This is a genomic window from Trinickia caryophylli, from assembly GCF_034424545.1.
GTDB classification, from domain to species: Bacteria; Pseudomonadota; Gammaproteobacteria; order Burkholderiales; family Burkholderiaceae; genus Trinickia; species Trinickia caryophylli.
The window spans coordinates 3232153-3246524 of the sequence record NZ_CP139970.1 but is presented as its reverse complement, the minus strand read 5'-3'; the positions used below and the strand labels follow the sequence as shown (position 1 = coordinate 3246524).

General features: G+C 65.4%; 14 protein-coding genes. 3 read left to right on the top strand and 11 right to left on the bottom strand.

Annotated elements, in window-relative coordinates; genetic code table 11:
- Positions 1–255: 255 nt before the first annotated feature.
- On the bottom strand, positions 256–594 hold the full coding sequence (locus U0034_RS14665) for a P-II family nitrogen regulator (protein ID WP_085230231.1): 339 nt from the start codon (positions 592–594) through the stop codon (positions 256–258).
- Between the two features lie 343 nt (positions 595–937).
- Between U0034_RS14665 and U0034_RS14660 the strand changes: the two genes are divergently transcribed.
- From U0034_RS14660 to U0034_RS14650, 3 genes are all read left to right on the top strand, one after another.
- Positions 938–2110 carry a GNAT family N-acetyltransferase gene (locus U0034_RS14660; RefSeq protein WP_085230277.1) on the top strand — a complete coding sequence of 391 codons (1173 nt, stop codon included), beginning with the start codon at positions 938–940 and terminating at the stop codon, positions 2108–2110.
- 10 nt (positions 2111–2120) lie between these two features.
- Positions 2121–2420 (top strand): GIY-YIG nuclease family protein, encoded by a 300-nt coding sequence (locus tag U0034_RS14655; RefSeq protein ID WP_085230229.1) that lies wholly within the window; start codon positions 2121–2123, stop codon positions 2418–2420.
- 231 nt (positions 2421–2651) lie between these two features.
- Positions 2652–3227, top strand: coding sequence for a helix-turn-helix domain-containing protein (locus U0034_RS14650; protein WP_085230228.1), 576 nt, complete (start codon positions 2652–2654; stop codon positions 3225–3227).
- 97 nt (positions 3228–3324) lie between these two features.
- Here the strand turns inward: U0034_RS14650 and U0034_RS14645 are convergent, their stop codons facing one another.
- The 10 genes from U0034_RS14645 to U0034_RS14600 all read right to left on the bottom strand — a co-directional run bounded on the left by U0034_RS14645 (position 3325) and on the right by U0034_RS14600 (position 14358).
- Complete coding sequence (locus U0034_RS14645; RefSeq protein WP_102623084.1) at positions 3325–4821, bottom strand: peptide MFS transporter; 1497 nt, start codon at positions 4819–4821, stop codon at positions 3325–3327.
- 49 nt (positions 4822–4870) lie between these two features.
- The gene (locus U0034_RS14640; RefSeq protein ID WP_085230226.1) at positions 4871–6535 is read right to left on the bottom strand and encodes an ABC transporter ATP-binding protein; all 1665 of its coding nucleotides are present in this window, start codon (positions 6533–6535) and stop codon (positions 4871–4873) included.
- Complete coding sequence (locus U0034_RS14635; protein WP_085230225.1) at positions 6532–7638, bottom strand: ABC transporter permease; 1107 nt, start codon at positions 7636–7638, stop codon at positions 6532–6534. Before U0034_RS14635 ends, U0034_RS14640 begins: the two co-directional genes overlap by 4 nt.
- Entirely contained in the window at positions 7592–8638 is a 1047-nt protein-coding gene (locus tag U0034_RS14630; protein ID WP_085230276.1) for a microcin C ABC transporter permease YejB, read from the bottom strand. Before U0034_RS14630 ends, U0034_RS14635 begins: the two co-directional genes overlap by 47 nt.
- 7 nt (positions 8639–8645) lie before the next feature.
- Positions 8646–10559 carry an extracellular solute-binding protein gene (locus U0034_RS14625; RefSeq protein WP_233212042.1) on the bottom strand — a complete coding sequence of 638 codons (1914 nt, stop codon included), beginning with the start codon at positions 10557–10559 and terminating at the stop codon, positions 8646–8648.
- Positions 10556–11716 carry a tetratricopeptide repeat protein gene (locus U0034_RS14620; protein WP_233212044.1) on the bottom strand — a complete coding sequence of 387 codons (1161 nt, stop codon included), beginning with the start codon at positions 11714–11716 and terminating at the stop codon, positions 10556–10558. Before U0034_RS14620 ends, U0034_RS14625 begins: the two co-directional genes overlap by 4 nt.
- A gap of 66 nt (positions 11717–11782) precedes the next feature.
- Positions 11783–12211 carry an ExbD/TolR family protein gene (locus U0034_RS14615; RefSeq protein ID WP_085230223.1) on the bottom strand — a complete coding sequence of 143 codons (429 nt, stop codon included), beginning with the start codon at positions 12209–12211 and terminating at the stop codon, positions 11783–11785.
- 9 nt (positions 12212–12220) lie between these two features.
- A complete protein-coding gene (locus tag U0034_RS14610) occupies positions 12221–12646 on the bottom strand; it encodes an ExbD/TolR family protein (RefSeq protein ID WP_085230222.1) in 426 nt (141 codons plus the stop codon).
- Positions 12647–12659: 13 nt separating this feature from the next.
- Entirely contained in the window at positions 12660–13559 is a 900-nt protein-coding gene (locus U0034_RS14605; RefSeq protein ID WP_085230221.1) for a MotA/TolQ/ExbB proton channel family protein, read from the bottom strand.
- An 85-nt stretch (positions 13560–13644) separates the two neighbouring features.
- Positions 13645–14358, bottom strand: coding sequence for an energy transducer TonB (locus U0034_RS14600; protein ID WP_085230220.1), 714 nt, complete (start codon positions 14356–14358; stop codon positions 13645–13647).
- Positions 14359–14372: the final 14 nt, after the last annotated feature.

Here is a 14372-nt window from a genome sequence, read left to right as displayed (position 1 = left end):
TATCACCAGTTTCACGCTGCTGCGAGAGGCGCGTATCGGTGCGGTGTCCGAAAGGGCGTCGCACCTTTTTTTTGGCCGTCCGCTCAGCGTGTCACGCCGATTCGATCGGCGCCGGGCCGCCCGTCAGGGACGTCGCTCGCCATCGTCCGCGGACGGCGGCAAACGGGCGGCAAACGGGCGGCAAAAAGCGAAACCGGCAATCGGCGATGCGTCGGATCGCCGGATCGCCGGATCGCCGGCCCGGTATCCGCAGATTCAAATCGCCGCTTCGTCCTCCTCACCGGTGCGGATGCGGATCACACGCGCGACGTCGGTGACAAAGATCTTGCCGTCGCCGATCTTTCCCGTGCGGGCCGCGCCGACGATCGCATCGATGACCTGGTCGCATTGCCGGTCGGGAACCACGACCTCGATCTTCACCTTCGGCAGGAAATCGACGACGTACTCGGCACCGCGATAGAGCTCGGTGTGCCCTTTTTGCCGCCCGAAGCCCTTGACCTCCGTCACGGTCAAGCCCGTGAGCCCGACCTCGGCCAGTGCTTCGCGCACTTCGTCGAGCTTGAATGGTTTGATGATGGCGGTAACGCGTTTCATAGCTAGCCTCGTGAAGATGATTCGAATGAACGGGACGATTCTACGCCGGGGGGAAGCGAACGCCTCGACTGCGCGCCGACCGGCTCGGGCAGACCCCGTACGCTGCTCGCGGCCGCCGCGCGACGAACGCCCGATCGGCCTGTTTGCATTACCATGACCGCTCCCGGGCACCGTGCCGCGGCGGCCATGCGCAATCGGGCAGCGGCAAGCCGACGCCGGCTCGATAGCAGCGGCCGGCCGGCTCACGTTGCCCCGCAGGCCCGGATACCACGAACAACCGCACGAGGCCGCGCATCGATTCGAGCGCGGCGTGACACCCCGTGCCGCACATACGGTCAGGCAGTTGAAACAGGAACGCATCGATTATCGCATGGGCATTCTCACCTCTCCGCTCGAAGCCGACGCGCAGGAGTGGAATGCCCTCGTCGCCCGGCAGCCTCAGCCCACGCCGTTCTTGCGGCACGAGTTCATCAGTGCGCTGACGGCGACGGAGTGCGCGGCCGCCCGCACGGGCTGGGCGCCGCGCTTCGTCACGCTCACCCACCCGCAAAGCGGTGCGCTCGCAGCCGTCGCACCGATCTACCTGAAGCAGCATTCCTACGGCGAATACGTGTTCGATTGGGCCTGGGCCGATGCCTATCAGCGCAACGGTCTCGAGTACTACCCGAAGCTCGTCTGCGCGGTACCGTTCACGCCCGTGCAAGGCAGCCGGCTCATCGCCGTCGACGACGATGCCCGGCGCCAGCTCGCCGCTTCGATCGTCGCGCTCGCCGAGCAATCGGGCGTCTCGTCGCTGCACGTGCTGTTCGAAACCGACGCCGAAGCCGATCTGCTGGCCTCGTTCGGAATGATGCGGCGCGAAGGCATTCAGTTTCACTGGATCAATGCCGGCTACCGCGACTTCGACGATTTCCTCTCGACGCTCGAGCAGAAAAAACGCAAGAACATCCGCGCGGAGCGCCGCAAGGTGCAAGAAGCCGGCATCACGTTCCGGCGCGTGCGCGGCGAAGTCGCCACACACGAGGACTGGCGCTTTTTTGTACGCTGCTATCGTCAGACCTATCGCGAGCACTTCTCGTCTCCGTATCTGAATCTGGAGTTCTTTCGGACGATCGGCGAAACGATGCCCGAAAACCTGCTGCTCATCGTCGCCGAGCGGGAAGGCAAACCGATCGCCAGCGCCCTCGTGGTTTATCAACGCGACACGCAAACCGGCGGTACGCTCTACGGGCGATACTGGGGTGCGCTCGAGCATGTGCCCTGCCTCCATTTCGAAACGGCCTATTACCAGCCGCTCGAGTTCTGCATCGACGAAAAGCTCGGCACGTTCGAGGGCGGCGCGCAGGGCGAGCACAAACTTGCCCGCGGCTTTTTGCCGACCGTCACGCATTCGGCGCATTGGCTCGCGCATCCCGCGTTCTCCGATGCGCTCGCCCGGTTCCTCGAAAGCGAGTCGAACGCCATCCACGCGCATGTCGACGAATTGCGCGAACACGACCCGTTCAGGAAATGTTGAGCGCATCGTCATGACCTGGTTTCTCTATCTGATCGAATGCGAGGACGGCAGCGTCTACACAGGTATCGCGAAGGATGTCGCCGCGCGCTTCGCGCAGCATTGCAACGGCACAGGCGCGCGTTACACGCGTGCGAGAAAGCCCGTCGCCGTGCTCGCCACGTTCGAGCTGGCCGATCGTGGCAGCGCATTGCGCGCCGAATATCGAGTCAAGCAGTTGAGCCCGCGCCAAAAGCGGGCGCTCGCGGCAGGCATGCTCGCGCTCGATTCCGTGTTGCCGCCCGCAGCCGAGACGCCGGCGTCCCTGGAGTGACGCATACCCCGGGCCACCGGTCGCTTCGCGGGCAAACGCAACCCCGGAAAACAGAAAGGCAGAAAGACAGAAAAACAGCCGCCGTGGCAGGCGCATCCAGCATTTTTTGCGCTCCAAGCCCCATGTCTGGCAACATATCGCCCTTATCCATCTCGTCGCGGGCGTCGATCGCGCGAAGCCCTGTGGGGCAAACGGGCGCAACCGCGAAAGCTTCATTCCAATAATTCCATCATGGTTTCGAACGTCGAAAGCGCGCGGCAGGCGCCCAATCTCGGGGGAAAGATTCGATCCTTGCGGCACCGGCTCAAGCGCACGCTCGATGAAACCGCCTCCGCAGCCGGCATCTCCAAGCCATTTCTATCGCAGGTGGAGCGCGATCTCGCCACGCCCTCGCTGACATCGCTCGCGGGAATCGCGCACGCGCTCGGCGTGCCGCTGCAATATTTCGTCGAGACGCCCAGCGAGGAGCGCACTGTCCGGCGGGCGAACAATCTGAGCTTCTTCAGCTTCGCCGGCTCGTCGAATCTGTTCGCGCGGCTCACGAGTTCGTCGGTCGGAGGCCAGCTCGAGAGCCTGCTCGTGAAATTGCCCGCCGGCCAAACGCGCGCGTCGGAAGTCACCACCCATGCCGGAGAGGAGTTCGTCTACCTGATCGAAGGCGAGCTCTCGATTACGCTCGAAGGAAAAACGTTCCAGCTTTACGCAGGCGACAGCGCGCACTACGAATCGACGGTGCCGCACAGCTGGGCAAATACGGGAAAAATCGAAACGACGCTCGTATGGGTCGGCTCGCCGCGGCTCTTCTGAGCTCGTTGCCGCTCACGCGAAACGCAGCGCGTTCCCGGCATCACACCGGGCCCGCCGACGCACTCGCCGTCACCCCAGCCACCCCGGTCACTCCCCGTCATTCGCCGGTCGCCGCAAACATCGATGCTTGCGGCGTGGCGCTCACCGCCTGGCGATGCCGGTCGGCCAGCCGGCGCATGAACGGCAGCAAGGCGATCGTTGCCGCGGCGCCGGCGGTCGCGAGCCACCCGAGCTCCGTGAAGAGCTTCACATAGACGGGCAGGGACTGTGCGGCGGGCACACCCGCCGCGGGCAACCGCGCAAAGTTGGCAACGACGCTGCCGAGGTACTGCGAAACGCCCGTTGCCACGAAGTAGGCGCCCATCATGAACCCGCTCATGCGCGCAGGCGTATAGCGGGCGATCATCGCGAGCCCCAGGCCGCTCACGAGCAGTTCGCCCAGCGCATTGAGCCCGTAGCCCCACACCATGAACCAGGAAGAGACGCGGCCGTCGGTGGCATATCGCCCACCAAGCGCGTAGATGAAATAGCCCGCCGCCACGGCCACGAAGCCGACCGCGAATTTCGCCGCCACGCTCAAATCGGCCGACCGTCTGGCCCGATGCGTATAAGCGAACGCGAGCAGCGGGCTCAGCACCATGATCCAGATCGGATTGAGCGCCTGGAATTGCGCAGCGCTCCAGTCGAAGAGCCGGAAGCCGGCCAGCGAGAAGGAAAGATCGACGTTGCGCAGCGCGAAGAGCGTCAGCGAAGTCGACATCTGCTGGTAAAAGACGAAGAACAGGATGGTCTGCAATACGAGCACGAAAGCGGCGATCAGCCCGGCGCGCTCCCCCCGCTCGCACTTGACGAACATGTAGGCGAAGATGGCGAGCACCGCGAACGCGGCCGCATAGACGCAGGCCACGGCCAGTTGCTCGTGTGCGAGCACGAAGGTGGATGCGGCCGCGCATGCCGCGCCCCCCGCTGCCACGGCGCCGATACGCCGCCAGACGATCGGTCCGGCATCGGATGTCGAGCCGACGTGGGCGAGCGAGCGGTACCGGACGAGAAAATTGGCCACGCCCAGCGCCATGCCCGCGCCGCATACGGCGAACGCGGCATGCCAGCCCCAGCGGTCCTTGATCCATGGCGTTGCCAGCATCGACACCGTCGAGCCGATGTTGACGGCCATGTAGTAGAGCGTGAACGCACTGTCGATGCGCGCATCGTCGCCTTCGTAGATGCGGCGCACGAGGCTGGCCGAGTTGGCCTTGAAAAGGCCGTTGCCCACCACGATCACGCCGAGCGAGGCATACAGGAAAGAAAGATCGTCGTCGGGCACCGCGAGCATGAAGTAGCCGATGACGAGCACGAACGCGCCGAGCAGCATCGTGCGGCGCGTGCCGATCAGTTTGTCGCCGAGCCAGCCGCCGATCGAGGGCGCCGCATAGACCAGCGCCGTGAACGCGCCCCAGACGAGATTCGCCTCGGCATCGGTGAAGCCCGCGCGCTCGACCATGAAGAGCACGAGCAGCGCGGCCATGCCGTAAAAGCCGAAGCGCTCCCACATTTCGATCAGAAAGACCGTGACGAATGATTTCGTTTGCGACATCGATGAGTCCGTCGGTATGGGCGGTTGAAAAAAATCCCGGCGCGGCGGATCAAACGGGCACGATCCGCAGCGACGAGGTTGCCGCGCGCGGCGGTGCCGGCAGCGAGGCCGACAGCGAGGCCGACAGCAGCGAGCGTGTGTAAGCGTGCGCGGGTGCATCGAACAGCTCGAGCGTTTCGCGCGCCTCCACGATGCGCCCCGACTTCATCACGACGACGCGGTGCGCCATCGCCCGAATGACGGCGAGATCGTGCGTGATCAGCAGATAGCTGAGGCCGAACTTCTTTTGCAGGCTCGCAAGCAGGCTCAGGACCTGACGCTGAACCGAGACGTCGAGCGCGCTCGTCGGCTCGTCGAGCACGAGAAGCTCGGGCTCGACGGCGAGCGCGCGCGCAATCGCGATGCGCTGACGCTGCCCGCCCGAGAACTCGTGCGGGTAGCGCGGCAGGGCATCGTCGCCGAGGCCCACCTCGGCGAGCAACGCACTCACGCGCGCACGGCGTGCCGGCTCGTCGAGTTTCGGACGATGCACGCGCAGGCCTTCACCGACGATCTGCTCGATGGTCATGCGCGGCGAGAGCGAGCCGAACGGATCCTGAAACACGACCTGCATGGCGGCGCACAGCCTGCGCCATTCGCCGGGTGACGCCCGGTACCGGTCCAGCGAGCGTCCGCGTACCTTCACATCGCCCTCGGCCGCGCGCTGCAGACCGAGCACCGTAGCCGCGAGACTCGATTTGCCCGAGCCCGATTCGCCGACGATGCCGAGCGTCTCCCCGCGTCGCAGGAATAAATCGACACCGTCGACAGCGCGAAAGCGCCCGGCCCCGAAGAGACCCCGCAGCCCTTTCGCACGCGTCCGATAGTCGACGGCAAGCGCCTGCACATCGAGCACGCGAGCGGCCGTATCCGCGACCGGCGCGATATCGCGCGCCGGCTCGCTGTCGAGCAGGCGCTGCGTGTATGGGTGATGCGGATGAGCGAAGAGCGCTGCGGTCTCGCTCGTCTCCACGAGCGCCCCCTTCTCCATCACCGCCACGCGCTGTGCGAAGCGCTGCACGAGATGCAGATCGTGCGTGATCATCAGCACGGCCATGCCGCGATCGTGTGCCGCCTCCTCTTGCAGCTCGAGCAGCAGGTCGACGATCTGCTGACGCACCGTGACGTCGAGCGCCGTCGTCGGTTCGTCCGCCAGCAGCAGGCGCGGGCCGCACGCCAGCGCCATGGCGATCATCGCGCGCTGACGCTGGCCACCGGAAAGCTGATGCGCGAAACAATCGACGCGCCGCTGCGGCTCGGGAATGCCCGTGCGATGCAGCAGCTCGATCGCCCGTGCACGGGCGGCGTTGGGCGCCAAGCCTTCGTGCAGGCGCAGGCTTTCGGCGATCTGCCGGCCGATCGTGAAAAGCGGATTGAGCGCTGTCATCGGCTCCTGAAAAACCATCGCGATGTCGCCGCCGCGTATGCCGCGCATCTGCCGTTCGCTCTTGCTCAGCAGATCTTCCCCGTCGAATACGATGCGCCCGTCGAGGGTCGCGTCGTCGAGGAGCCTCAGAATCGACAATGCCGTCAGGCTTTTGCCGGAGCCGGATTCGCCGACGAGCGCGACGCGCTCGCCGCGCCCGATAGCCAGATCGAGTCCATGCACGCAACGCTTCTCGCCGAAGCTGATCGTCAGGCCCTCGATCGACAGCAGTGGAGCGCGCATTGTCATTTTTCGCCTCGGAATGCCGAGCCGCCGCGGCGGGTATCGAGCGCATTGCGAAGCGCATCGCCCATGAACGTCAGCAACAGTAAAGTGAGCACGAGCGCGGCAAACGCCGATACCGAAATCCACCACGCATCGAGATTGTTCTTGCCCTCCTGCAGCAGTTCGCCAAGGCTCGGCGTGGGCGGCGCGACGCCGAGGCCCAGGAAGTCGAGGCTCGTCAGCGCGAGAATCGCGGCGCTCATGCGAAACGGCAGGAACGTTATAACGGGCGTGAGGCTGTTGGGCAACACGTGGCGCCAGATGATCTGCCAGTTCGAGAGGCCCATCGTACGCGCCGCCCTCACGTAATCGAGCGACCGGTTGCGCAGGAATTCGGCGCGCACGTAGTCGGAAAGCGAGAGCCAGCCGAACATCGACAACAGCACGAACAAGAGCCAGAGCGTGGGCTCGAAGATCGACGCGAAAATGATGAGCAGATAGAGGTCGGGCATCGAACTCCAGATTTCGATGAGACGTTGTCCGACGAGATCGGTACGGCCACCGTAGAAGCCCTGCACGGCACCGGTCAGCACGCCGAGCACAACACCCGATGCGCTCAGCGCCAGCGCCATCAGCACCGACACGCGAAAGCCGTAGAGCAGCCGCGCGAGCACGTCGCGGCCGAACTGATCGGTGCCGAGCCAGGACGACGAGGAAGGCGGTGCGGGAAACGGCCGCGACGCGAAGTAATCGATCGTGTCGTAGTAGTGGCTGTCGAGCGGATAGACGGCGAAGTTGCCGCCCGTACTCAGGCGCGAGCGAATGAACGGGTCGAGATAGTTCGTTCGCGCCGGGAAATCGCCGCCAAATACCGTCTCGGGATACGTCTTCAAGATCGGGAAGTAGTAATGCCCCGCATAGCGGACGACGAGCGGCTTGTCGTTGACGATCAGCTCGCCCATCAGACTCGCGAAGAACAGCACGGCGAAGAGGACGAGGCTCCAATAGCCGAGCCGCTGACGCTTGAAGCGCAGCCAGGTGCGTCGCCACGGCGACGGTGACGCGGCGCGCGCCGCGGGCTCAGCGATCGAGGCTGTCGAATTGAATACGGGGGTCGACGAGGACATAGCAGACGTCAGCAATCAGTTTCGTGAGAAGGCCGATCAGCGTGAAGAGAAAAAGCGAGCCGAGCACGACCGGATAGTCGCGCCGGATCGCGGCATCGTACGAAAGCTGGCCCATGCCGTTCAGGGAAAAAAGCGTTTCGATCAGCAGGTTGCCGTTCAGGAACGCGCCGATGAATGCGGCGGGCAGCCCCGTGAGCAACGGAATCGCCGCGTTGCGCAGCACGTGGCGGCCAAGGACCTGGCGCCGCGGCACGCCTTTCGCGCGTGCGGTCAGCACGTACTGGCGCCCGATCTCCTCGAGAAACGTGTTCTTCGTGAGAATCGTCACCACGGCAAAATTGCCGACCACCGATGCCGTGACCGGCAGCGCCATGTGCCAGAGGTAGTCGAGCGCCTTGCCGACGGGCGTGAGCGAATCGAAATCGTCCGACGTGAGCCCGCGCATCGGGAATACATCCCAGAACGTGCCGCCGCCGAACAGCATGAGCAGCAGCACGCCGAGCACGAAGCCTGGAATCGCGTAACCGACGAGCACGAGCACGCTCGTCGTCGTATCGAAGCGCGAACCGTTGCGCACCGCCTTCGCGATGCCGAGCGGCACGGCGCACAGGTACGTGAGCACGATGGTCCAGAGCCCGAGCGACAACGATACGGGCAGCCGCGCACGGATCACGTGCCAAACGCTGTCGTGCTGAAAGTACGACTGGCCGAGATCGAACCGCGCGTAGCTTGCGAGCATCAGCCCGTAGCGCGTGAGCGGCGGCTTGTCGAAGCCGAACTGCTTCTTGATCTGCTCGATTTGCTGCGGGTCGACGCCCTGGCTGCCATGGTAGCCACCGCCCGCGCCGCTTTCGCCATGCGCGGCGCCGCGCCGCAACTGCATCACCATTTGCTCGACGGGCCCGCCGGGCACGAACTGCGTGACGACGAAGCTCAGCGTCACCACGCCGAGCAATGTCGGCACCATCAGCACGAGGCGTCTCAACAGGTAAGCGAACATGGTGTCCTCATCGTTCGCGGGTACGCGCCTGCGCCAGCGCAACCGCGGGCGCAACGTTTGCCGCCGCCGCGGGGCGGCGATACCAGTAGTCGATCACCCAGTCTTCGTACTGATAGCTGTCGGGCACGACCGGCGGGTGACCGAGCACCGACTTGTAGGCGATGCGCGCATGCGGCATGTAGTACTGAGGCACGAGGTAGTACTCGTTCACGAGCACGCGATCGAGTGCGCGCGTGGCCGCCTCGAGATCGTCGAGCGTCGTTGCCGAGACGGCCGCATGCACGAGCGCGTCCACAGCCGCCGACCGGACGCCCGGATAGTTCTCGGAACCGGGCTGCGAGGCTGCCGCACTCGCGAAGCGGCGCTTGAGCTCGATGCCCGGAATCGTTACAGGCGGGTAGATATAGGTCGTCATGTCGAACTCGAAGTTGTCGAGCCGCTTCTCGTAGAGGGCGCTGTCGAGCTCGCGCATACGCGCGTCGATGCCGAGGGTTTGCAGCGCCTGCGTGTACGGCACGATGACCCGGTCCATGCCCGGTTGGTCATCGATGATCTCGACCGTCATCGGGGTGCCGCTCGCATCGCGCAGCGCGCCGTTGCGATAATGCCAGCCGGCCTCGGCGAGCAGCTCGCGCGCGCGGCGCAGGTTGGCACGCAGCGAGCCCGGCGGCAACGTGCTGGCCGGCCGCGCCATCGGCCCGAAAACGGCGGGCGGCAGCGACGCGCGATAGGGCGCGAGCAGCGCAAGTTCCTTTGCGCTCGGCACGCCCGTGGCGCCGAATGGGCTGTCCTGCCAGAAACTGCCGAGCCGGCGATACTGGCCATAAAACATCATCCGGTTCATCCAGTCGTAGTCGAACGCGAGCGCGAGTGCTTCACGCACGCGCCTGTCCTTGAACTTCGGCTCGCGCGTGTTGATGACGAAGCCCTGCATCTGGGGCGGGCCATCCGCAAACATCGCCTTTTTCAGCATGCCGTTCTCGAAGTTCCGGCCCACGTACTTGCGTGCCCATTGCGTGGAGCTGTACTCGACGTTCACGTCGGAATCTCCGGCCTTCAGCGCTTCGAGCTGCGTGTAGTGATCGAGGTACAGCTTGAACGCGATGCGGCGAAAGCGGTACATGCCGCGCCGCGACGGTAGCGCGGATGCCCAATACGCGGGGTTGCGGTAATACGTGATCGTCTTGTCGTTCGGGCGCGACTCGACGAGGTACGGGCCGCTCGCGATGGGCGGCTCCGTCGCGATCCGATCGAACGGCACGCGCGTACCGTCCGGCCGCATGCCCCATTTCGGCGAAAACACGGGCAGATCGCCGGCTATCAGCACCGACGCACGCGAGGCATCGACGAAATCGAAGCGCACGGTAAGACGGTCGATTACCTCGGCACCGCGGATCGCGGCGAATTGCGAGGCGTACAACGGGGAGGCCTCGGGGCTTTTCAGCATCGCGAGCGAGTACTTCACATCGGCGGCCGTGATCGCGTCGCCGTTCGAAAAGCGCGCAGCCGGATTGATGTGGAACGTCGCCGATCGACCATCGGGGGCGACTTCGACGTCGTCGGCGATCAGCGCGTACTCGCTGGCCAGTTCGTCCCAACTGCGCTGCATCAACGTGTCGAACATGAGGTTGCGTACGTCGGGCGCCGGCTGGCCGCGAACGACGAACGGGTTCATCGAATCGTAGCTTTGCTGCTCGTTATAGTTGGTGAACACGAGTTCGCCATTCGCAGGCGCATCGGGCTGCGCGTAGTCGAAGTGCGTGAAACCCGCCGCGTACTTCGGGCTGCCGAATTGCGCGATCGCGGCGGCCGCGCGAGCGGATGCGGACCCTACGGCAGCGGCCGGCACCGCGATCGCGAGAATCGCGATTGCGCGGGCGGCGGCTGCTGCGGCGGCGCCAAACGTTGCGCGGGCGATCATTTCGACGCAACCAGCAACCATAGCCGCGCCAGTTCGGCGGAGCCGTCCGTGCCTCTCACCGTTTTGAACGCTTGCTGCGCGCGCGCTTTGTGCCCGGCGAGGTAATAGGCGATGCCCAGATGCAACTGAGCCTCGTCGGCATGATCGAGCCCGCCTTTGGCGATCGCCGCCTGCATGTCGGCGATGCCGTCTGCCCCCTTGCCCGCGAATACCCGATTGAATGCCTGGTCGATGGCGGCGACAGGTTGCGTGCCGTCGTCAGGTGCCACGGCGCGCCTGGCCGCGAGCGCCTGCAGCCGTTTCTCGCGCTCGGCCTGCGCGCCGTGGCCGAGCACGCCCGCCGCAAAGCCCTGGTCGACCACCTGCTTCGCTTCGGCAGGCGTGCCCGCGACGATCGCGAGCTGCGTCATTTCCATATAGTCGGCCGCGTCCGTCAGGGCGCCGGTGGCGCGGCGCAGACGGTAAAGATCGAGATCGAGCCGCGGCGAGTAGCCCGGTTTCGCGCGGATGGCCGCGAAAAGATCGTTCCAATAGGCGGGCTTCGGATGATAGGCAACGAGCGCTTCGAGCGCGCTCCGGTAAGCCGCATCGTCCTTCGCGCGCAACGCGCTCGTGCCGAGCAACTGGAGCTGCGCTTCATCGGGCGCCTGGCCCGCGCGCAGCATGCCGTCGATGGCCGGCTTGAGAGTCCTCACCACGCCGCCGAAGTCGTTGGACTGATAGTAAGCCTGCGCGAGCAGCAGCCGCATCTGCGGATCGTTGCCGCCGGCCTTCAGATAACGCTGCCCGGTCGCGATGGCGTGCGCATAATCGCGCTGCTGAAACTCGATGCCGGCGAGGACCGCCTCGATGCGCACCTCCTCCTGCCCCGAGAGGTGCCCGCCGCTCAGCAACGATTCGTACGCGCGCGCGGCCGTGGCATTGTCGCCGGCCCCCATCGCGGCGGCGCCGCGCATCTGCTCGATCACCGAGATCTCGTAGGGCGTCTTGTTCGGCACGGCGCCGGCCGCGTCGATCTTCGCGAGTGCGTCCTTGTATTTGCGTGCGCGGTAAAGCTCCTGGGCCGCATTGAGCGGCTTGGCGAGCTCGGGCCGCAGCGAGTCCGCCGCACGAGCGTGAGCCGGCCACATCGCGACGAGCGCAATCACGCTGAGCATCGCAGTCACCGCCGCTGCCAGCGCGGCCCGATCCAAAGGTCGAGAGTTCGTTCGCATTCCCCTTCCCTATTGCATGTACTGCTCGTTGCCGACAAGGCCGATCTTCGTCGCGCCTTCGCGCTCGGCGGCCGCGAGCACCTCGGCAACGACCTTGTAGGGCGCGAGCTTGTTCGGTAAGAGATGAATCTCGGGCTGCACCGGCTGTGCGGCCGCCTGCGCGAGCTTCGTCTCGAGTGCCCCGCGATCGGTGACGGGCGCGCCGTTCCAGGTGATCGTGCCGTCGAAGTCGATATCGATCTGCACGACCTGGGGCGGCGCGGCCGGCGGCGGGTTGCCGACGGGCAGGTTCATCTTCACCGCATGCATCTGGATCGGGATCGTGATGATGAGCATGATCAGCAATACAAGCATCACGTCGATGAGCGGCGTCGTATTGATGTCGGCCATCACTTCAGGCTCGCCGCCGCCCGAACGCGAAGATACGTTCATTCCCATCGCCGCCTCCTAGCCGCCGCGCGCCGGCGGCTGCGTGATAAATGAAACCTTGCCGATACCGGCCCGCTCGCACGCCGTGACCACGCGCCCGATGAATTCGTAGCGCGTACCTTCGTCGCCGCGTACGTGCACATCGGGTTGCGGCGTCATGGCCGAGACGGCCTTCAGACGCGCGAGCAGCGCGGCCGCATCGACATGCGTTTCGTTCCAGAAGAACTCGCCATCGCGATTGATCGCGATCTCGACGCTCTTTGGCGTGGTTTGCAGCGGCTGCACCGTTTCCTTCGGCAACTGAAGCGGCACCGTGTGGGTCACGACGGGAATCGTGATCAGAAAGATGATGAGCAGCACCAGCATGACGTCGACGAGCGGCGTCGTGTTGATGTCCGCCATGACTTCGTCTTCGCCTTCCGCTTCGCCAACGCGCATTGCCATGGCGTCACCCCGCTCAGTTGACCGCGTTGGCGGCCTTCAGGCCGGTACGCGCCGCGCGCTTGCCACCCGCGAGCAGCACCGTGTGCAATTGCGCGCCAAAGGCACGGACGCGCTCCATCACCGACTTGTTGCGACGAACGAGGAAGTTGTAGCCAAGCACGGCCGGCACGGCGACGGCCAGGCCGATCGCCGTCATGATCAGCGCCTCGCCGACCGGGCCGGCCACCTTGTCGATCGACGCCTGCCCCGCGATGCCGATCGCCGTCAGCGCGTGATAAATCCCCCAGACGGTGCCAAAGAGGCCGACGAACGGCGACGTCGAGCCGACGGTTGCGAGGAAGGCGAGCCCGTCTTGCAGGCGATTCGACACGCTCGTGGTCGCGCGCTCGATCGAGACGTCGATCCAGGTGTTGCGATCGACGGCTTCGAGCAGCGCCTCGTCGTGATGCTCGCCAGCCTCGATCGCCGTTTGCGCGATGAAGCGAAACGGCGAGGCCTCGTCGAGCTGCTTCACGCCCTCGGCCAGCGACGGGGCAGCCCACAGGTTGTCGTCGGCGTGCCGCGCGCGGCGGTTGGCGCGGTATTGCTCGACGAACTTGGTGACCATGATGTACCAGCTACCCATCGACATCACAACGAGCAGCAGCAACACGAAGCGCGCGACGAAATCGCCGTTCTTCCAGAGCGCGCCGAGCCCGTAGGGGTTCGTGATCGTCTCGGCGGCTGCGGGCGGCGGCGCGTCGGAAGGGGGCTGCGCGGCCGGGGGCTGCGGCGCGGCTGCGGCCTGCAACGACGTGCCGGGGGCGGCTTCGCTCGCTTGCGCATGCGCGATGCGCGGCGCGGCGCTCGTGCCGATAGCGGCCGCACCGATGAGGATGCTCGTGGCGAAAGCGGCAAGAATGCGTTTGCTCATGTTCTGCTCCAGTCCAATTCAATTCAATTCAATTCAATTCGGATCAATTCAAATTCGATTCGGTGGGTGCGGGTGGCCCGAATCCTCAGTTCAGGTTGAACGAGAACGGCACCTGAACGCGCACGGCCTGCCCCTGCGCGATGCAGTTGAAGCGCTTGACCGCCTTGAACGCCGCGCTGTCGAGACTCTCGTGATCGGACGACTGCGCGACGCGCTCATTGCCGATGTGCCCCTGCGGATCGACAGTGAATTCGATGACGACGTCGCCCGTCTCCCCGTTCTCCTGCGCGTCCTTCGGATAAGCCATCGAGCCGCGGATCTGGTCGGAATTCGGGCAGACGACGGAGATGGCCGTTTGCACCGGCGCGGGCTTGACCGGCTGCGCAGGCGCTGGCGGTGCGGGCGGCACCACCTGCGGAGTCGGCGCCGGCACGGTCTGATGAACGATCGTCTGCTGCGGGGGCGCCTGCACCGGGACTTCAGGCGGCGGCACGAACGGCGGCGGAGGCGGCGCGAATTTCGGCGGCGGCAATTGCACGACCGGCAGCGGCGGCGGAGGCGGCGGCTTGACGGGCTCGATGATCTTCGTTTCGATCGGCCGTTGGATCACGTGCACCACCTTGTTTGCGAGCCCGTTGACGAGCGCCCAGACGAGCACTACGTGCAGCGCGATCACGGCAGCGATGCCGCCGAAGCGTCGCGCCGGGCTCGCCTGCGTTTGTCCGAACCGGGCAATGCGCGGCGGCTGAGCCGGCGCCGGGGTAACCGCTGAGAGTTGTCCTTCCACTTTCATACTCATCCTTCATCGTCCCG